We start from the raw sequence: 20486 nt of genomic DNA on the forward strand, positions 1-20486 counted from the left end.
CAAAGTTCATAGTTCAAAGTTCAAAGTTTTAAGTTCATAGTTTTAAGTTTATAGTTCACATACAAGGTGCCCCCAAGAGTTAGTCACTGTTGGGGGCTTTTTGTTGAATTCGCCTGCTTTATAAGCTGGAGTGCAGGTAGTCTTTTAGCTGGGTGATTGTTTCCTGTTGCGACAGGATCGTTTCTTTTACCACATCATTAATGGAAATGATACCGGTTACCTCTGCTTCGTTGAAAACAGGGAGGTAGCGAATGTTTTTGTCGGACATTAACTGCATGCAATAGTCAACTGAATCGTGTGCGGTAACGCGTGGCAGGTCGGCAGACATGATCTCCGATACCATGGTATCGGTAGATGATTTTCCGTTCAGCACCACTTTGCGTGAATAATCACGTTCAGTAACAATGCCCAGGTAGTGGCCATCTTCTAATACCATCACGGAACCGATATTTTGTCCGGCCATGATCTTCAGGGCTTCCAGTACGGTAGTGTTGGGGGAAACGGTAGTAATATGGCTTCCTTTACGAAGGAGAATATCGGCCACTTTTTTATTCATACAGCAATGTTTTGGTGAACAATCATTTAGAGTAAATTACAAAAAAGACAGGGAAAAACAAGGTCAGTATTGCATTTTATGGGAAAAACACCTTGTTTTTTATTGCTTTATTGTGAAGAACACAAATTTTGATGCTTTTAATATGGCTTCCTGGATGGCCGGCGGCAGGCTGGCTCGGTTTAGCAAAAAGCCCCGCCGCAAAATGCGCAACGGGGCAAAAATTAAAAGGCAGTTCATCCGGGATCATCAGTCCATCGTTCACGCCTGTTAAGGCCTGGCAAAATCCACAGTGGGTTTTAAAACACCACGGGCTGCGTTGTAAATGGGGCCTCCCAGCCCTGTAGGCAGCCCATCTGTCATGAGCGGAACAACAGTAGGGTTAAAGCTGCCGGTGATAAAACGACCTATACAGCCGCAATCGAAGTGTAATCCCAGTTCGGGTGTAGGAACTACTGCAAACGACGTAATAGCACCGGGATACGGGTAAGTGGCGCCATTCAAACCTGTTGTTTTATTCACGAATACAAGCGTGCCGGATGTGCCGGCGGTATGCATCACATATAGCTGTCCGTTGCAGTTAAAGGTTAAACCACGTGCGTTCAACCCCACGGGCAATGGGTTGGGCAGACAGCTAACGGTTGGTGAAGCGGGCAGCCCCAGTTTTACGATACGGTTATTGGGAGCTACCGTACCCCGGTTGATGGCATAATAGGCGCCTGTAGTTTGATCCCTTTCCAAATCGCTCAGGTTGAGTGAAATGGCGCAGGCGCTGGAGGCGGCCGTTATGCTTACGCAATTAGGATCGGTAAATTTCAAAATGGCATTGGGCACAGGCGACCCATTAATGCCGGTGGTGCCATAGAAGACACCGGTTGCAGGATCATAAGCCAACCCACTGGCGTTCAGAATGGGAATGCCGCTGCAGGTTCTCAACTGGTTGGTGCCTGTTACCACATAGGGCGTTACCGAGATGGGGCCTGCGCCGGGCGATCCGGCCACTTTATACAAATAAGAAAAGCCTGAAGCGGAATCAACAGCGAGGTTATACATGAGGGGCTGACATTCTTCCACGGCGTTGTTGGTTGTACTTTCAGTTAATGTTGTTGATGCTTCATCTGTAGAAATACTTTTGTTACAGGCAGCAATGGTTAATAGTCCGAAGACAATTGTTATAAGGTTTAATCGGTTCATAAATAAAGTTTAATTGCCTTTATTCACGCATGCAGGCTTTGCGCCCTACTCTGTTAAGGATTTTCGGGTGCCTCCCTTTATTCCCTGTAAGGAATAATGAGATCAATATGGAATAATTAATAGAGAGCCGGATTAAAAGGATGGATAATTCCGGAATGAAGTGTACGCCTTTGTTTAAAGTTATCTAAATTACCTGACATGTGTATGCGTAGATGTACGCAATGATGGGAGTGCATGAATGATGAAACAGTGATATGTATGCGTTGTGCCCGGTACGCTTCCAAATAAAAAATGCCCCTGTAGGGACACTTGTTTTGTTTTGCGGAAAGAGAGGGATTAGCTACGCTGATCCCTTAGGCGGAGGCTTAAAACAAAACAAGTGCCGGCGCTTTAGCGCCCTGACATTTTTCATTTGTTCGCTTTACCGGGCAAGCCCGGTACGCTGCCAAATAAAAAATGCCCCCTATTGGGGGCACTTGTTTTGTTTTGCGGAAAGAGAGGGATTCGAACCCTCGTACCGAACAAGCCGGTAAACGGTTTTCGAGACCGTCCCATTCAACCACTCTGGCATCTTTCCTGGGCCATGTAAATTAACTGATTTCCACAAACCGGCAAAGAGCCGGGTTATCGCCCGGCAGTGCCGGATTGTTGGCTATTACAATCATCGCCAAAGGTCATGGCGACAAAAGCAGGTTTCGAAACGATCAGGCCGGTATTGCCAAGTCTCGTGTATTCCATAATTTGCCCTGTTGGTGAACGTATAGCGTCAATTACGCCTGCAAAAATAAACGCTAACGTTATTGTACCGGTGCCGCCGGCTGTTTTTTTATTGCCTGTCATTGTCAACAGCGGGCATCAGCGTCAGTCACACCTGTTTTTATGCATAAAATAGCCCTGGAAATACAGAACTTGGTCACCCCGCCTTTTTATCGCAATTTTGCACCCCGATGTTGCGGATAGATAACATACAACTGCCCGATTTCCCATTATTACTGGCGCCTATGGAAGACGTGAGCGACCCGCCTTTCCGCGTGGTGTGCAAAGCCAATGGCGCCGACCTGGTTTTTACCGAATTCATTTCCAGTGAAGGACTTATACGCGACGCCATCCGTTGCCGCAGAAAGCTCGACATTTTTGAGGAGGAACGCCCCACAGGCATTCAGTTGTTTGGCGGCGACGAAGGAAGACTTGCGCTGGCCGCCAGAATTGTAGATGTTACCCGGCCCGAACTGCTGGATATTAATTTTGGTTGCCCGGTAAAGGGGATCGTGGCGCGGGGCGCCGGGGCGGGAGTGTTACGCGATGTGCCGTTGATGGTAAAACTTACCGAAGCCTGCGTTAGGTCAACCAATTTGCCTGTAACGGTGAAAACGCGCCTGGGTTGGGATGATGCGAGCAAAAATATTGAAGAAGTGGCTGAGCGTTTACAGGATGTAGGCGTGAAAGCGCTTACCATTCATGGCCGCACCCGGTGCCAGTTGTACAAAGGCGAAGCAGACTGGAGCCTTATTGCCAAAGTAAAGAACAACCCACGGATACATATTCCTGTATTCGGGAATGGTGATATTAATAGTCCGCAAAAGGCTTTAGAGTATAAAAATCGCTATGGTGTCGATGGTATTATGATCGGCCGGGCAGCCATTGGTTATCCATGGATCTTCCGCGAAGTGCGGCATTACCTGCAAACAGGTGAGCTGCTGCCTGCACCAACAGTAGTTGAAAGGATCGATGCATGCAAGCAGCAACTCAGCAAGTCATTGCAATGGAAAGGTCCGCAGGCGGGTGTTTATAGTATGCGCAAACAATATTTTCAGTACCTCAAAGGTTTACCGGGCATTAAAGATTTCCGGGCACAACTGGTAACACTCACCGAGCCGGAAGCTATTTATGCCGTGCTCGATGATATTGCCAAACGTTATGAGGGCTTTGCCATGGAAAGAACACCCATAGAACTGGTGAACTACCATGAGAATTGTCCATTATAGTTATTATGTTTTATTGGTTGTCGAGGTTTATGTCCACTCGTATCGCCTTCAATCCGCTTACACCCTGCAATTCTTCGAGTTCCAGCATTTCCATGCCCGGCTTCAGCATATTCTTGCTTTGCAGGAATAAAATGTATTCCTGGTATTCCTGCGCTTCTTTCGGATTACTATATACCATCGCGATCTTGCCCGGTTGTGTGAGCCGTTCATTGGTGTCGCGAATATTTACCTTATCGAGCCGTTTCTTCATGATCTCATACCTGATATTATAAGAACCTTCCACATCAAAACGCCGCTCATCTTTACGGAAGCTGATGCTGAGAGGCTGACTGTGTATTAAAATTAACTGGGTGGTTTGTAATGGTACCGGAAGGGTAGGTATCAGGGCATGGGTAATGCGCGCAATATCGGCCATGGTGCTTAATTGCCACAACCTGATGTTCTTTAAGAACAACATGTTGAACGGGTTATTGGGCGCAATGGACTGTCCTATGTAAATGGTATATTCAACGCCATCGGTCTTGTACTTCTCAAAATAATGGGGGTACGATTGCTGCATGATCTCTTCCTGCTTTTCGAAGTTCTGGAGCACCGTGTTGTTAATGGTGGCCAGCGATGTTTCATAAGCATTCCGGTGCCGGTATAAATACCCTTCGTAATCATTCTTCAGGTTGAAATAATTATCGATGAGCTCCTGCGTTTGCGGATGGCTGCTGCGCAAATGCTCCAGCACAGGGTCAACTTCCTTTTCAAAAAATTCATTGATGCGCACTTCATCTTCAGCGGGCAGTCCGTTATCGATGGCCTGGCTGAAGGTAAAGTTCTTGAACTTTAAACCTTCCAGCAAAGGCAGGTGCAGGCTGGTTTGCAGTTTGTCGAGCGTATCATCTACCAGCTGAATATGGGTCTTCAGGTCTTTCTGGATCGAGCGGCTGCGCTCAACAGAAGAGTTCCTGATATCAATGGCGCCATATAACGGATATACATTATCGAAAACAACGTTGCCTGTAATTACGGCCGCTTCCTCTGTATGTTGTTTGTGCATGTATTCCCAGGCCACTTCGGCAAACTTCCATTCAACAGCCGGTTGCAGGGGCGTAAATTTTTCCTTGATGATCTTTTCAATGCGGTTGCCAAAGGTATCCCGGTTCTTCAACAGGGCTAATGACAACAACGGCATGGCTTTTTCAACCCGGTTCATTACTTCCTGGTCTAATTGGTTCGAAACGGGCGATGCCAGTTCCAGCAAGCCCAGTAAGCCATCGTTATTTTGAATGGGATAAATGATATAGCTTCTGAAACCCTGGTCCAACAGCACTTTGGTGAATGGCGCCACTTCCACCACTTTTTCGTCCAGTATAGAGAGCGGCATTGGTTCGGGATGCTCACTGAAAAATCCCACACACATATTATAGGTGGCCACGCTTTCTGCATCACCTGATTTCCAGTTCTTGCTGACAAGACCATGTTTCGCGCAGGTTTCATCCAGTACAAACCGGTTATTGAGTTTTACGAACGGCGTTAACCCTACTTCCACTTCATTATACCCTACCAGTGCCTGGATATTCTTTTTCAGATCATTGATGATGCTGGTATCACAAGCCTCCTGGTGCAGCAATACTTTCTTGATGGCATCCAGTGATTCCTGAATGGTGAAGTCCTCTGCGATCCATACGCCGAATCCTTCGGCCTCAAACAGATCGAGCGGCATTTTTTCCAGTTGCCGGTCAAGGTCGAGGATGCGCAAAGAATTTAAGCAAACTCCGCAATCCTGTATTTGCGGTAATGAGCCTTTAGGCATAATATCAATAAAGCGCCGGTCGTACCTTAATTTGTAATAACGTTTCATCCCGGTTTTTTTATCTTCTACCGGATAAACCAGGTGTGGATCTTCATTGAGTTTTATGTTGTAAAATTTTTCCAGGATGTGTTCATAGATAAGCGCACATTGCGCCATTTTCAGGCTTTCGGCAGTAGTGCCGTCGGGTAACAGAAAATGTTCTTCCGTTTCATCGATAAATAATTTCCTGAAAGGTGTTGAATAGTTAAAAACGGAAAACTCATAGGGAACACTCATCGTGAACATATTTTTTTCCTGTTCGCTTACAACAGGAAAAAGGGTAGTACCCAGCATATCGAGCAGGTCCTGGTGTTCTTCCAGAACATGTGCATCTGTCACCGGCTCCAGCAGGGCCGGGACTTCCTCGAATCTTTCTATCAGGTAGCTGTATATTCTTGTCCTTGTATCAGAACCGCCCTGTAGTTTTTCTTTTAAATAATTGACGAATGGCCGGAAGGAGATCTTGCTATCGATAGTAATGCTGTTATTCAACTTTTCGCTGTCTGCCGCCACTATATTCACATGGTTCGCAGATCCCATGGCAGGAGCAATCGTTTCTTCCATAAATAGCAGTATTTAGAAGTGAGTAAAATTATTGGCAGACTATAAAGTTAATATTAACCATGATAAATCAACCAACATATTTTTGTGTGGAAGGATGACGGTCGTCATAGGGGCATTAATAAATAAAAAGCCATCTGCCCTAAAAGGCAGATGGCGTGCTTAAAACGTCAGGGCCAGCCAGTAATTGATGTGGCCGCCTACAATATGTTGCCCATAAATGGATCGGTTTTGCTGGGCTGGCCGGTCTCTACGTGGCCTGCATATCTTTTTTCAAATACCTGATTGCCTTTGAGTTTTACTGAAACGTCGTACCAGCCAAAGCTCTTACTGGTGTTAATGATGATTGACTTCGTTACTTGTGATGCCGGTACAGCAATGCTTTTTACCGGTGATCTATACGCATTGTCAGTGATCTCAAACACAAGCGGTTGCGAACCATGGTTGGTGAAATTGATATAAAGATTTCCGGTGAGCACATCCTGCCGCTTTGCATCTGTTTCATACAGATATTCTATTTCTACCTGCGGATCATCAATGTTGCCGGTAAATGCCCGGAAGAATCCATTTGGCCCATATACCTGCAAATGATACGTATTGTTCTCGAAATCGCTCAATAACCATTTATCTTTTAAACCCTGTCCGGCTTTAACCGCATAGGACCGGTTATGCAATTCCTCTTGCTGGTATTTACCGGGCAGATAAATATGGAAGGGTGAACCGGCCGCCTTTTCTTTAAAGATGTTGCCTGCTTTCAGCGTTATCTCTACCATTTTTTTATCAGCAGTAAGGGTGCAATCGGCATACAACTCATAGGGCAGGGCACAGGCATTGCGGATGCCTTTTTCCTGGTGTGCCATGAGGGGCGATGTGCGGGGCGCTTTATTGATAGCTGCTATTTCTGCTGCTGTTAACTGTTTAAAGTTGGATGGCAGTTGTTTGAACCTGGCTTTGTGTATGCCTTCAATATACTCATCTCTTTCCAGGAATGAAGGCAGGGTGATCTTTTCGCCGTTGTAGGGTCTGAACACACTGGTGAGATCACCGCACACTGTACGCCGCCATTGCGAGATATTGGGTTCTTCAATCTTCTTACCGGTTTTATGTGATAAGAATGCTTCAAGGAATTGCAGGGAAGAAGTGTGGTCAAACACTTCTGAATTCACCCACCCTCCGCGGCTCCAGGGCGATGCCACTACCATGGGCACCCGATATCCCAGTCCGATGGTGCTTGCCCGAGCATTTTCTCCCTTGCCGGACTGTTGCTGTTCATTGGCCACAAATTCCAGACTGGTATCGATGCCGGCCGAGACCGATCCGGTAGACGCTTTTTGCGGCTCCGGCGCCACAAAGGGCGGCATATGATCATAATAGCCATCATTTTCATCATAGGTCAGGATGAAGATCGTTTTCTTCCATACCTCGGGGTTTTGTGTAAGGATATCCAGCACTTCGCTGATGTACCAGATGCCGAACCAGGCCGTGGTGGGATGATCTGAAAAATTTTCCGGCGCCACCAGCCATGATACAGTGGGTAGTTTCCCGTTCTTTACATCTTCCCGGAATGTATGCAATACATCGCCTTTAGGCGCTTTCATTTGCCGCTCTGTATCCCCATCTTTATAGGTCAGATCCGTGAGGTCATGATAGTCGGCGGCTTTACTATTGGTGCTGAACGCTTTCTCATGCAGGGCTTTTTCCCGGGCAGAAAGGCGTTCGTAGTTGTCAGGAGTATATTTTTGCTGATCGGCCCGCAGCACTTCCAGTTGTTTTTTCAGCGATGTCAGTTGCCTGGCGGCTTGTTCCCCGCCTGATGAGCCTGTTGCCATTGTATGCAAAGCCTGTTCGTGCTTTTTGATGGCTTCTTCTGTAGCCGCTATTGCTTTTGGCAGGTTGGCGATATACGCCGGATGAAATTTCACCTGGTATTGCTTAAAATATTCGAGCGGATTATCGCCGAAATTGCCCAGCCAGGCGTCTTCTTCACCGGTAAAACCAACCCCTACACTCAATTCGTTCTGGTACACTTTCCACGATATCCCATTTTCTTCCAACCTTTCAGGGAAGGTGGTCCAGGCAACGTTGCTGTCATGATCGGCATCGCCATTCCATACATTGGCCTGTGCATTGGCATCGGGTTTTTCGCGAATGGTGCCGGTCCAGAAATACAGGCGGTTGGGCGTGGTGCCCGTAAGGGAAGAACAGAAGTTGTGATCGCACACGGTGAAGGCATCGGCCATTCCGTAATAAAAAGGAATGTCCTCCCGGGTATGATAACCCATGGTCAGTGGCATGCCGCTGTATTCCTTGTGGCCACTCTGTTTGGCTTCGAGCCATTTGTCATAGCGTCCATTGTTGCGGGCATCTACCTGGTCCGTCCAGCCATGGGGGAGGGAGCTCATCCAGGTGGCTTTGGTATTGTGAATGTCAAGGCGGAAGGGCGCATAGGTTTCACCTTGTTTATTGGTTTGCAGCCACACGAGGTTCTTGTTCGGTAACCGGATCGCCCGCGGATCATTGAAGCCCCGTACGCCTTGCAGCGTACCGTAGGCGTGATCGAAGGAACGGTTCTCCTGCATCAGAAAAACAATATGTTCTGCATCTTTCCAGGTGGTGCCTGCATCGGGGTTAATGGCAAGTGCTTTGGCAATGGAAGCAGGAAGCATTTGCATCAGCCCTGCGCCGCCGGTGAGCACCGTTGCTTTTTTGAGGAATTCTCTGCGGGTGTCCATAATTATTTGTATGGTGTTTATAGCAGATAAAAGTAATGGATTAAACCATTACGGTTATCGATGTATGAAAAATTAAATTGATGTTAATAAAGGTTTGGTGCGCTCTATAATTATTGCACAGTATTTGTAAAGTATAACGAAGCAGTCCTTATAAGATATTTATGAAAAACACCAATTAGGACAACCAGGACCAGATTTTATAACACTGCTCAACCCGCCAACCCTTCTCCTTATTATATTATAACATGCTGAGCGCAGTTAAAGGACCCCACCTACCGGTCTGATAGCCCTGGTATCCGCTAATTCGTTAACCTATGACCTATGAAGGGGAACTGTACACTCATTCTATTTATTGTACTTAGTTATTACGCTGGGGGGCAGTCCTCACCAGGCAGCCAATGTCCCGCCAATATTGACTTTGAGGCAGGCTCACTTTTACATTGGAAATGTTTTACCGGGAAAACCAGCGTTGCGAATAATGACAACGCCATTACTGTCAGTACTTCCATGCCCATTACAGGCAGGCATACCCTATATACCAAAGGTGCAGCTACCGACCTCGATCCCTATGGCAGGTTTCCGGTGAATGCACCCGATGGCAGCGGATATGCGGTTCGGTTAGGCAATAATATCAATGGGTCAGAAGCAGAGCGCATCTCCTACGAGTTCACCGTTCCCACCAATGCCAATGATGCTTCTTTCACATACCGCTATGCAGTCGTATTCCAGGATCCCGGCCATAACCCAAATGAACAACCCAGGTTCATTGCCCGCATGCTCGATGTGGCCACCAACGCCTACCTGCCCTGCGCCTCCAACGAATATATTGCTACAGCTGCATTGCCTGGCTTTCAAACATCACCGGTTGATAAGTCTGTGAAATATAAATCATGGTCATCGGTATTCCTGAACCTGGGGGCGTACGCCGGTAAACGCCTGCAGCTGGAGTTCACTACAGCCGACTGCACGCGTGGTGCGCACTGGGGTTACGCTTATGTTGATGTGGGGGATTGTAACGTTACCGCATCGGCACTGTATGAATGTAATCCCAACATTGCCAGCTTTACAGGCCCGCCCGGATTTCAGGAATATAAATGGTACGATAACAATTTCAGCACGGTGCTGGGTACCGGCGAAACGTTGGTGCTTAATCCTGCGCCGAAGATCAATAATGTGAATGTAGTGGTCATACCCTTTAATGGCTTTGGCTGCAGCGATACGTTGCAGGCTTCAATCTATCCCATGCTGCCGCTGGCCGATGCCGGGCCGGATACGCTTATTTGTCCGGGCAAACCGGTGTCATTGGGAACGCCGGGTGCCAGCGGGTTTACCTACGCGTGGTCACCAGCCATCAACTTATCCGATCCGCTCGTTGCCCAGCCGGTTGGTACGCCGCCCGGTCCGGTCGCCTATGAGCTAACAGTCACCAATGCAGAAAGCGGTTGTATTGATAAAGACACGATGAACATTACTGTTTTTCAACCGATCGCTATTGGTGTTTCACCTGATGAAACAATTTGTGAAGGCCAGTCGGTAAACCTGCATGTAACAGGAACCGCGGTGGAATATCTGTGGTCGCCGGCCCAGGGTTTAAGTAACGCCAATATCCGCGATCCAATAGCAATACCGCAACAAACCACTACTTACCGCGTGGTGGGCTTCGATGGCCACCAGTGTTTTACCGATACCGGGTTCATTAAAGTGCTGGTGAATCAGAAACCAAGGGTAAATGTAGGTCCCGATATTGTGCAGGCTACCGGCACTAGCTACACGTTTTCACCTGTGACCGCAAATGGGCCTATTGTCAACTGGCAGTGGTCGCCTGGGAATGACCTCAGCTGCACCAATTGTGCAACGCCGGTAGCCGCTGTTAAAAAGAATGTGACCTATTATGCTACGGTGACCAATGAACACGGTTGTGTAGCCACTGATTCCATGCAGATAAGAACTTTTTGTTTGAACACCCAGGTATTTATACCCAATGCATTTTCACCTGATGGGGATGGGGTGAATGACGTATTTATGGTACGCGGCAAAGGTATCGGACAGGTACGTTCGTTCCGTATCTTTTCGCGCTGGGGCGAACTGGTTTTTGAGAGAACGAATTTCCTGCCGAATGATCCGGCCTTCGGCTGGGACGGAAGGGTAAGAGGAAAAGCAGGTCCGCCGGAAGTATATGTGTATACGGCCGATGTGGTTTGTGAGAATGATCTCATTAATACGTATAAGGGAAACGTAACATTGTTAAAATAGCTGGAATAAATCACAAACCTCAAATCGCAAGAACCAAATAAGAAATCACAAACCTCAAATCGCAAGAACCAAATAAGAAATAACAAATTTCAAATCGCAAGAACCAAATAAGAAATCACAAATTTCAAATCGCAAGAACCAAATAAGAAATCACAAACCTCAAATCGCAAGAACCAAATAAAAAATCACAAACCTCAAATCGCAAGAACCAAATAATAATAACAGAAATTTCAAATCGCAACATCCCAATAAATCTCAAATCAGAAATGGTTCTTTTGGTATTGGGATTTTAGTTGTCTTTTTTTGGTTCTTGGAGTTTGGTCTTGTGATTTGGTTTGTGATCTTAAAGTTATCATCATGCGCCAATGTTTACTCTATATACTATTCTGTTCTCTTTTTCCTGCACGGCAGTTACAAGGCCAGGATATTCATTTTTCGCAATTCTATGAATTTCCCTTATTGCGTAACCCGGCGCTCGCAGGCATTTTCTCCGGTAATTTCCGGTTAACCGGCGCTTACCGCAACCAATGGCAAAGTGTTACCGTACCTTACAGAACCATGGCCATCAGCGGTGAATGTAAATTATTACGCGGCTTTACAACCGGTGATTTTATAACGACCGGCTTTCAGCTTACCAATGATGTGGCCGGTGATTCAAAGCTGCAGCGTATCCAGGTGCTGCCGGTGATCAATTACCACAAGTTGTTGAATGAAGACAGAACCACTTTTATTTCCCTGGCTTTTATGGGAGGTGCTGTTAATGAACATTTCGATGCTTCCAAACTCCGGTTCGACGATCAGTATATGAACGGCGCCTATAGTGTTTCAAACCCAACCCGGCAGCAAATTGGGTCCACAAGGTTTACATACTGGGATGTTTCTGCAGGTATAAGTTTTAAAACAAGTCTTGGCAACAATACCAACCTGTACGTAGGAGGCAGTGTTTTCCATCTGGCAGAGCCACACGCGGCTTTTACGAAAGAATACGACGTGCGGTTGAACCGGAAATATGGCGTTAATGCGGGATTGTCGGCATGGATCAACAAGATGGATAAGATCGTTGTGTATGCCGATTGTTTTGCGCAGGGCGGCAACCGTTTGATCCAGGGCGGCGGTTTGTTCACCCATTGCTTTGATGAGAATGGGGATGAAGCGGCCCTGTCGGTGGGGGTAGGAGGCACTTTGCGCTGGAAAGATGCTTTTGTGCCAATTATTAAACTATATACGCATCAATTAGGCATCGGGCTTAGTTATGATGTTAACATCAGTAAGCTTACCACTGCTTCGCAGTTCAGGGGCGGTTTTGAGTTGTCGTTATCCTATACTGGTTTATGGAAGCGGCTGGCCGAAAGTTTAGAGAAGGTTGAATGTCCGATCAAAATATGGTAGGCGCTTTTTACCCAATAAGTCGCGCCCATGATGGCGTTAAGTGGAATCACCCTAGGCTTCTCTAAGCCATTGCAGCATATGCGGGTAAACCGGGTCGCCGGGCTGGGCATGGGCTGGTTCAATGGTCATTTTATAATATTGTAGCATAGGAGTGCCAAAATAGCGGCCTTCCCTGAAGTTTTCTACGATATTACTTCCGCCTGCCTGATAACCGGCATCATGGAATACCAGGTGCGGATCGAACTGCAGGTGTAAACAGGCGGCATATGACCAGGCGATGGCCATCATTTCTTCTGCTTCGCGCATAGGGCTGTTGTTAATATCGTGCTGGTTAAGGGTTAAACGGCTGGCAGGTGCAACCACAGCTATATGTCCGGCTTCATGCAGGATATCTCCGGGATACAGCAACGCATCTGTATCGATAACAACATGTCCGTTTTCAATGCTTAAGCCGGGCAAAAAACTATCCGTTTCAATTTTTTTGAAAAGGGTAGGGATGCCAATCCTGTGTAAGAAAGCTACACAATTACTTATGATAGCTGCATTTTCGGCGTTTTGGCTGTTCATGATGTGATTGTTGATGCGCGGCTAAGATAGTAAGATTACACCGCTATTGGCGCGGGCAAAAAAAGGTCCTGCTGGTGAAAGCAGGACCTTTTTAATCCGTTGCCGGTTTGTTTGGGGTTTATAATAACTTGGTGGTGAATTTCCAGAGTTCTTCTGTATATCCACTGATCAGCACCAGCTGCGTGGCGCTGATGGATTTGATATTCCAGATACGTTGCTGGTTCTCAATGGTCACAATGATCGATTTGTTATCGGGGCCGAATACCCATCTGCCGCTTTCTGTAACTTTTAATGACTGCGCCTCATATTCACCGTTCTGTTTAAAATGCGCATAAGCACCTTTGATGAGCTTACTGGCCATTTTTAACTGTGCTTCTGATCTTCCGGGTACTTCGCGGCGTTGTAAAAACCATTTTTTGCTGATCTGGCTTTTAGTGGCAGCCACGGTCTTGATCTGCGGAAGGGGTTGTTCAATATTGTCGGATTCAGTGGGATTGGTGCGGGTCATGATGAAAGCACCTTCGCCTATTGACAGGATCAGCTTGTCATTGTTCAGGGCCAGGATCTTTGATTCATTCGAACTGCCTTTGTAAGAAGTCAACCGCACTTTGCTGGTAGATTCGTTCAGGCTCCATACACCTTCGTCAGGGTTATTCATCACCAAAGCCTTATAATGATTGTTGGCTTTGAAGTAAAATGTCATTCCACTGAAATATTCTTTAGCTAATTTTAAGGTGTTTGTATCGTAGATCTGTTTGTTGTAGATGTCGTAATATTTCCACTTACCAACCAGCGAGTCAGTTTTTTGGGCTTGTACGGATAGCGATAAACCAATAGGAAATAGGAATAGGAATCTAATTTTGTTCATGATTTTGGTTTGTACGGTTCCTGGCGCTTATCTGTCATAGGATAATTAGGATAACGCTCAACAGAGCCGGGTAATTGCACTTATTAACTAAATTTTGCCAATGAAGATAATAACTTGACAGCATACGTGCAAGAACCTGCACCAACCTTTTGTTTTTATGCGATCAGAATGCGTTGCCATTTGCAATTCTGCACCAAACAGCCCTGTGAAAATTTTTTTTATGCGGCAACACAATAAATTTCAAGTCGTTTTTTTAAGAGATGCGCATCATTTTTCCCTAACATGGAAAATGTGAATTTCTTTTACCGCAGAAGTACCGTAGTTCCCCGTTTGTTAATCTTTTCACCGGTATCGATCAACGTATATTGAAGCATCCAGACAAAGACGCCAGTCGATTGCAGCGCCCCATTAATGCGGCCATCCCATTTTTTCGTCCAGTTATTGGTGCTGAACACCAGCTGGCCGTAGCGGTTATAGATATTAAATTTCAGATCCCTGGCCTTCCAGGCATTAAGCGGGTACAGGTAGTCGTTCTTGCCATCGCCATTGGGGGTAAACGCATTAGGTACATCGATAATACAACTGTTCACCACTTTCATCTGATGCACAGCCGTATCGAAGCAATGGATATTATTCTCTACAATAAGGCGGATGTTATAGATCTTCGAGCCAATGGCAACCGTCGGGTAGCTTTCTGGAAACGGATTTTGCAATGAACTGCCGTTGCCGTTACCGAAATCCCAGTTCCAGGAAATAATATTGCCGATGCTGCTATCGGTAAAGACGGCTTTTTCCTGTGGACACAAAATTTCCGGGAACAAAAAATGGGCATCGAGGAAATTATCGAGCATTACGGTTGATACCGTCGTGTCTTTACATACGCCGTTGGATACAGCAAGAGTAACCTGTTTGGGGCCAAACCTGTTGAAGATATGCTGGGGATCCTGTAAAGTACTGCTGCCTTCATTATTAAAATTCCATTTCCATTCGTTAACTCCATTGTTGGTGTTGTGCTGAAAATTCACGGTGTCTGCTTTACAACCATACAGGATCTCATAAGTGAAATCGGCATTCACCGTATCGCTGGTAGTGAAAGGCACGGCAGCCCCTGCAGGGGTTTGCTGGCCACATTCGTCGATGATGGTATTGCCATCGTTGCCAGGTTGTAAATGCACCTGATAATTGCCGGCGGTTAGTATGGGGGCCGATAATTGTACGAATATGGAAGTGGTAACGCCATTTACGCAATTACCGGAAGCGCCGGTAACACTGACCGGCGTTGAACCGGTAACCCGAAAATCACTGCCATTCGCAGCAATGGAATTGCAGTTAATGGGCCGGCGGAAAACAAGTTCCAGCTTGTCGGGAGCACAGGCCACCGGTTTAATATTATCCATGGGAGTAGGCTGTACAGGATCAACCGTCACTGCAAAGTGATCACCTACCGGTACGCTGTTGTCGCAATTGTCGAGCAGGGTGTTGCCATCGGATCCGTTCTTAATGCTGACAGTGTAATTCCCGGGCGGCAATGCATTGCTCATGGTAAGCACCACTGTATCCATATCAAAACTGTTGCTGCAGCCAAGGCCCCGGGCCGATACAATAGTGGCAGCGGCCGGCGATAATACAAAATCGCTGCCGTTGGTGGCCAGGCTGCTGCACTTGATCTTTTTGTTCATGATGACGGTGACCGTTACGCCTCCGCAACCTGCTATGCTTTTGGCCATCTTCGGCACTTGTGGGTCGTTGATCACGGCAGTTCCACCGCCAAACGAAAGTTTATAGCCGAACTGGTTATCCGAAAAATGACTCACCAGTAACAGGTAGGTGTGGCCCTGGATGATCGTGGGCATGGTGCTGAACGAATTGAGATTATCCGCGGGATTGGAAGCACATTGTATGAAATTCACACCCGATCCCGAAGCGCCGGTAACACCATAGGTACCGGCCCAGTTGCCAGTGATTATTAATGAGGGATCGGTAAATACATCGTTCGCATTGCGGCCGGTAATGTCATATAACATCCAGTCGTAATCGTCGTTGGCGTTGTTGGGTGTTACCAGGAAACCCAGGGTGCCGGTCTGGTAACAGGTAAAGCGATACCAGAAAGGATTTTTATCAGCATATGCAGCGCCATCGCCGGTACAACCGGGAACAGTAAGATTGTGGGAAGAACAAATGGGCACATTTGATTGCGCGAAAGTATTCAGACCGCATACAGGAAAAGCAGTGGATGGCGTTTGACCAAGGGTTGTGCAGTTCTGGGCCAAAAGGCGGCTACACATGAACATCAGTATCAGCAGCCAGAAAAATCTCATATGCATAGGTCATTGACTACAAAAAACAAGGTAACGTTGCAGCAGCATGAAATTTGACACTTCACCGATCAATAAATATGATTACGGTTTCGGGCTTACCACAGTGGGGGTGTTTTAAAAAAATCATGCGGTGTTTGTCCGGTAAATGACCTGAAATCCTTTATAAAATGCGCCTGGTCGTAATAACCTGCCGAATAGGCAGCATCGGTAAGGTTTACGTTAGAAGAATAATTTTCGATCAGGTTCTTTAACCGGATGATAGCGGCAAAATGTTTAGGGGAAGTGCCCGTGATCTTTCTGAACCTTTTTTCGAAGGGATCGCGGCTGATGGGCAGCGCCAACAAAAGCTCTTTTATTTTAATATTTCCCTTCGATAATTTGATCTGGTGAATGGCTTCGCTCACCAGTACATCAGGTGCTGTTTTTTTTAATTCGGACAATAAGAACCGTTCAACCAGTTCAATACGTTGCTGGTTATTTTCAGCTGCCGCCAGCGTTTCTTCCAGGGCATTCACTTTCGAACGGTGAATTAAATTATCGAGCGATACACTGATACTGCCGATCTCATGCATGGGTTGTTTAAAAAAAGCAGCAGCGCCGCCTTCTTTGAATATTACCAGCAGGTTGGCAGAATGTTGTGCATAATCTACGAGGCGGCTTGCCTCCCGGATGCCGCTGATCACTGATGACGGAAATTCGTGCATGATGCCATTGTCGGAATAGCTGACATGTCCCCGAAGCCTGAACGCAATGACAATGGATGTATCAGGTAAGATCCGGTTTATCATGCCCTGTTCATATTCAATGAACAGGAAATGTTTAATATATGGTTGCAGAACTGGAGAAGGAAGAAAGAGGTCCATACATGCCGGATTTCAGGTGTGCAAATCTACAACGCTTCCCATCGAAAATGGGCAGGCATTCTTTGATTGCCTGTTTTTTCACTATAACCGACAGATAGCCGGGATCGTTCAAAAAATAGTTTTGTGTAACCGCCGGGTTACATATATTTGCAACCGGATGGTTACATAACCGGTTATTGAAGGATCCATCTGATTAAACATTAAATTAATTACAGATGAATAACGAACCATTGATCATAGAGCGCACTTACGATGCGCCGGCCGACAGGGTATGGGAGGCCATTACCAACAAAGACCAGATGCGCAAATGGTATTTCGATCTGGCCGATTTCAGGGCAGAACCTGGTTTCGAATTCGAGTTTGAAGGTGGCCCGGATGACAGAAAATACCTGCACAAATGCCGTGTAACCGAAGTGGTGGCCGGTAAAAAATTACAGTACAGCTGGCGGTATGAAGGTTATGAGGGAAACTCTTTTGTAACGTTTGAATTGTTCGCCGAAGGCAATAAGACAAGGGTTAAACTAACACATGAAGGCCTGGAGACATTCCCGGCGAATAACGCAGATTTTGCCAAAAAGAATTTTATGGCGGGCTGGACAGACCTCATTGGTACTTTCCTCAAAGAATTCGTGGAGAAGCAACCAGTTTCATAAAAAGTTACGCAATGGTATATGGTTCAGCGGGCGGAGGTGGATGGCTGATTCCGCTTCTGCCCACTGTCCATTACCTGCTGCAGCTATTTACATACAGGAATATTTACCATTAACCGACAACCATTGCCAGGCGATGATTGCAGGTCTACCGTGCCATTGTACAATACGGTTCTGTCGTAAATATTGCGCAGGCCAATGCCTTTTGTTTTTTTCAGGGGATCAAAGCCAACGCCATCATCTTCCACTATGAGGCAAACTGTATGCTCACAGTATCTTAACCGGATAATTACATTGGCAGCCTTGCTGTATTGAATGGTATTTTTTAATTGTTCCTGCACAATGCGATACAGGGCAATTTTCTTGCCTTCAGAAATGTTTTCTTTCTGTTGTTTGTCGTACACGAATCTGATGCGGAAGCGGCAGGTGACCTTCACATCTTTTACCAGTTCATGAATGCTTTCGACCAGGGTTTTCTCTTTGAGCTTTGGCAACACCATTTCCCTGGATATCGTTTGAATATCGCTAATGGCCATGTCAAGCGACTCAACTACTTTCCGGGCAATTTCCCGGTTGCTTGCTTCTGTTGGTTTTAACAGACCCATGTACAGCTTGGCCACCAGTAAAAGCTGGTTGATGTTGTCGTGCAGCTCCTGCCCAATACGTGTACGCTCTTTTTCCTGGGTATCGATAATGCTCTTGGCAATTTCTTTCTGGTGTTTGATCTTCTCCTGCAGCAACTGGTTTTCCAGTTCTTTTACTTCCGTAAGGTCAAGCAGTGAACCGATGAGTTTTACCGGTTTGTCATTTTCAAACACCACGATGCCCCGGTCGCGCATCGTTCTATAGGAACCATCGACGTGCCGGAAGCGGTATTCCCATTGCCAGCCGGGTAATTTGTTATGCAACAGATTATTTACATCAAATTCTACGCGGGTTTTATCATCCGGGTGAATGCGGTTATACCACCAGGCATGGCTTACTGTTTCCTTTTCAGTAGAACCAATGAGCTCCAGCAACGGTTTGCTGCGGAATACCTGGTTGGTTTGCAGGTCCCATTCCCAGATGGCATCTGAAGAAACCTGGGTTAACCTGATGAGCCTTTCATTGGCCCGGGCAATTTCTTCATGAACATTGTAACCGAAGGTAATGTCCATCGCCTCACCGCCGAGCAGGCGTTTGTTGGAAGGATGCGGCACCGGGAAAATATGTACCAGAAAGTAACTGGTGGTGCCATCGGCCAGTGGATGCTTATAGATCTTTTTGTGCGGAATACCGGTGGCCAGTACGTTGCGGTGTACTTTTTCGAAGATGTCTGTAAAGTAGGGGGGTATTACCTCAACCGCTTTTTTATGCAGGTCACTTTCATGCATGCCCAGAAAGCGGAGAAAAGCCGGGTTGGCAAATATCAGTTGCTCCTGGTCGTCGATGAGCCAGGTCATGGCCGACGTAATGTTCAGGAATTCCTGCTGGAACAAATTTTTTTCGGCTTGTCTGGATGCTTTCTGCCAGGGCAGTTCATTGATAAGGGTAACAAAAGAAAAGGGTACGGAACGGGTGTCATCAAAGAGTGGATAGCATGTAAAGTGTAACCATTTACTGGTGTGGCTGCCTGTATTCAGTTCAATTACCTGTTCATATGCTTTGCCTGCCAGTAAGGTCTTCATGGGCGGATCATCATCAGATGATACCGGATCTGCGAATAGTTTCAATGGGGCACAGAGGTCTGTCAACAGAGCCTTGTTCAACAGGCTTTCAATGTTTGTATCCAATAGGGTGGCAGCTCTGTCGTTCGCATCGATCACCAAACCGTGGCTATCGAGCACCAGCATGCCCTGGGTAAGTGTATGTGTTGGTTTTTCAAGATCCGTTTTGTAGCCAATGCAAACAAATAATCCAGCCTTGTTACCGGTAGTTTTCAACCGCGTAATATGCCAGGCCGCTTTATGTATGGAACTATTTAAAAGGTTCATCTTTAAATAGGACGGATTGGCGGCAAAGCCGGCAGTTTGCAGGGCCTCTTTTAATTGTTGCGTACCTAAAGGCGATATATAATTATAGAAAAGGTTTCTGGCAGTAACGCTGTTTTCAATATGAATGCAGCTGGTCAGATGATCGTTGGCATATTGAATTACGCCATGCTCATCGATCACGGCGAAATATTGGGTTTCATAGGAATTGGCAATCGTAGTCCTGGCTTCTTCAATCATACGGGCGTCGGGTTAAATTTTTCTTCTGATAACCAATAAATGGTTATTCAGCTGGTTCAGATTTTTGAAAGTCATTACAAAACATTGCTGTCCTGTTTTCCATTTCCTCAAAATCAAGTGATTTATCAAAAAAGCAATCGGCGCCGGTTGACAAACAATATTCTTTATAATGTTCATCGGCGTGATTACTGATGATCCAAACTTTGGTGCCGGGATAGCGGTTCTTTATCAGTTTCAATAATTCAATACCGCTTTTGCCTGGCATACTGATATCGAGTAATGTCAGATCGATCCTTGTTTGCAGAAGCCAGTTGACAGCTTCTTCATAATTGCATGCTTGTAGAACAGGATGAAGGTTTCGATCATGGAGTATGCGGGTGACCCGTTGTCTGAACAAGGCAGAATCGTCTACAACAAGTACGGTGAATCTTCTACCAACCATGTACTCTACTTTACGTCAAATTTAACATATGAAGTTGCCTCTAATGATAGTGCAGGATATG

The 20486-nt window shown here is 46.3% G+C and carries 15 protein-coding genes and 1 tRNA gene; 4 read left to right on the plus strand and 12 right to left on the minus strand.

Annotated elements, in window-relative coordinates:
* Window positions 1–118: 118 nt before the first annotated feature.
* The 4 genes from JUB15_RS02900 to JUB15_RS02915 form a co-directional block, all read right to left on the minus strand.
* Window positions 119–556 (minus strand): CBS domain-containing protein, encoded by a 438-nt coding sequence (locus JUB15_RS02900; RefSeq protein ID WP_207510812.1) that lies wholly within the window; start codon window positions 554–556, stop codon window positions 119–121.
* A gap of 76 nt (window positions 557–632) precedes the next feature.
* Window positions 633–818 (minus strand): hypothetical protein, encoded by a 186-nt coding sequence (locus JUB15_RS02905; RefSeq protein ID WP_207510813.1) that lies wholly within the window; start codon window positions 816–818, stop codon window positions 633–635.
* Between the two features lie 5 nt (window positions 819–823).
* Entirely contained in the window at window positions 824–1747 is a 924-nt protein-coding gene (locus JUB15_RS02910; protein WP_207510814.1) for a hypothetical protein, read from the minus strand.
* 489 nt (window positions 1748–2236) lie between these two features.
* A tRNA-Ser gene (locus tag JUB15_RS02915) sits at window positions 2237–2324 on the minus strand.
* A gap of 370 nt (window positions 2325–2694) precedes the next feature.
* Here JUB15_RS02915 and dusB point away from each other — a divergent pair.
* A complete protein-coding gene (gene dusB, locus JUB15_RS02920; protein WP_207510815.1) occupies window positions 2695–3732 on the plus strand; it encodes a tRNA dihydrouridine synthase DusB in 1038 nt (345 codons plus the stop codon).
* 10 nt (window positions 3733–3742) lie between these two features.
* Here the strand turns inward: dusB and JUB15_RS02925 are convergent, their stop codons facing one another.
* Complete coding sequence (locus JUB15_RS02925; protein WP_207510816.1) at window positions 3743–6136, minus strand: hypothetical protein; 2394 nt, start codon at window positions 6134–6136, stop codon at window positions 3743–3745.
* A gap of 197 nt (window positions 6137–6333) precedes the next feature.
* Window positions 6334–8865, minus strand: a complete 2532-nt coding sequence (locus tag JUB15_RS02930) for a phosphocholine-specific phospholipase C (protein ID WP_207510817.1) — start codon at window positions 8863–8865, stop codon at window positions 6334–6336.
* A 321-nt stretch (window positions 8866–9186) separates the two neighbouring features.
* Here JUB15_RS02930 and JUB15_RS02935 point away from each other — a divergent pair, with 321 nt between their 5' ends.
* Complete coding sequence (locus JUB15_RS02935; protein ID WP_207510818.1) at window positions 9187–11118, plus strand: T9SS type B sorting domain-containing protein; 1932 nt, start codon at window positions 9187–9189, stop codon at window positions 11116–11118.
* 357 nt (window positions 11119–11475) lie between these two features.
* The gene (locus JUB15_RS02940; RefSeq protein ID WP_207510819.1) at window positions 11476–12507 is read left to right on the plus strand and encodes a PorP/SprF family type IX secretion system membrane protein; all 1032 of its coding nucleotides are present in this window, start codon (window positions 11476–11478) and stop codon (window positions 12505–12507) included.
* 51 nt (window positions 12508–12558) lie between these two features.
* On the opposite strand, the gene JUB15_RS02945 is transcribed toward JUB15_RS02940, so the two are convergent.
* From JUB15_RS02945 to JUB15_RS02960, 4 genes are all read right to left on the minus strand, one after another.
* Window positions 12559–13074 carry a hypothetical protein gene (locus tag JUB15_RS02945; protein ID WP_207510820.1) on the minus strand — a complete coding sequence of 172 codons (516 nt, stop codon included), beginning with the start codon at window positions 13072–13074 and terminating at the stop codon, window positions 12559–12561.
* A gap of 118 nt (window positions 13075–13192) precedes the next feature.
* Window positions 13193–13942 carry a lipocalin family protein gene (locus JUB15_RS02950; protein WP_207510821.1) on the minus strand — a complete coding sequence of 250 codons (750 nt, stop codon included), beginning with the start codon at window positions 13940–13942 and terminating at the stop codon, window positions 13193–13195.
* Window positions 13943–14244: 302 nt separating this feature from the next.
* On the minus strand, window positions 14245–16260 hold the full coding sequence (locus JUB15_RS02955) for a T9SS type B sorting domain-containing protein (protein ID WP_242696170.1): 2016 nt from the start codon (window positions 16258–16260) through the stop codon (window positions 14245–14247).
* A gap of 95 nt (window positions 16261–16355) precedes the next feature.
* Window positions 16356–17123: a helix-turn-helix domain-containing protein gene (locus JUB15_RS02960; protein ID WP_207510823.1), complete on the minus strand. Its 768-nt coding sequence runs from the start codon at window positions 17121–17123 to the stop codon at window positions 16356–16358.
* A 215-nt stretch (window positions 17124–17338) separates the two neighbouring features.
* Between JUB15_RS02960 and JUB15_RS02965 the strand changes: the two genes are divergently transcribed.
* Window positions 17339–17776 carry an SRPBCC family protein gene (locus JUB15_RS02965; protein ID WP_207510824.1) on the plus strand — a complete coding sequence of 146 codons (438 nt, stop codon included), beginning with the start codon at window positions 17339–17341 and terminating at the stop codon, window positions 17774–17776.
* 83 nt (window positions 17777–17859) lie between these two features.
* Here the strand turns inward: JUB15_RS02965 and JUB15_RS02970 are convergent, their stop codons facing one another.
* Both JUB15_RS02970 and JUB15_RS02975 read right to left on the minus strand, forming a co-directional pair.
* Complete coding sequence (locus tag JUB15_RS02970) at window positions 17860–19983, minus strand: PAS domain-containing sensor histidine kinase (protein WP_207510825.1); 2124 nt, start codon at window positions 19981–19983, stop codon at window positions 17860–17862.
* A 43-nt stretch (window positions 19984–20026) separates the two neighbouring features.
* Window positions 20027–20425 carry a response regulator gene (locus tag JUB15_RS02975; protein WP_207510826.1) on the minus strand — a complete coding sequence of 133 codons (399 nt, stop codon included), beginning with the start codon at window positions 20423–20425 and terminating at the stop codon, window positions 20027–20029.
* Between the last annotated feature and the right edge of the window lie 61 nt (window positions 20426–20486).

The organism is Longitalea luteola (assembly GCF_017356035.1).
Classification (GTDB): domain Bacteria; phylum Bacteroidota; class Bacteroidia; order Chitinophagales; family Chitinophagaceae; genus Niastella; species Niastella luteola.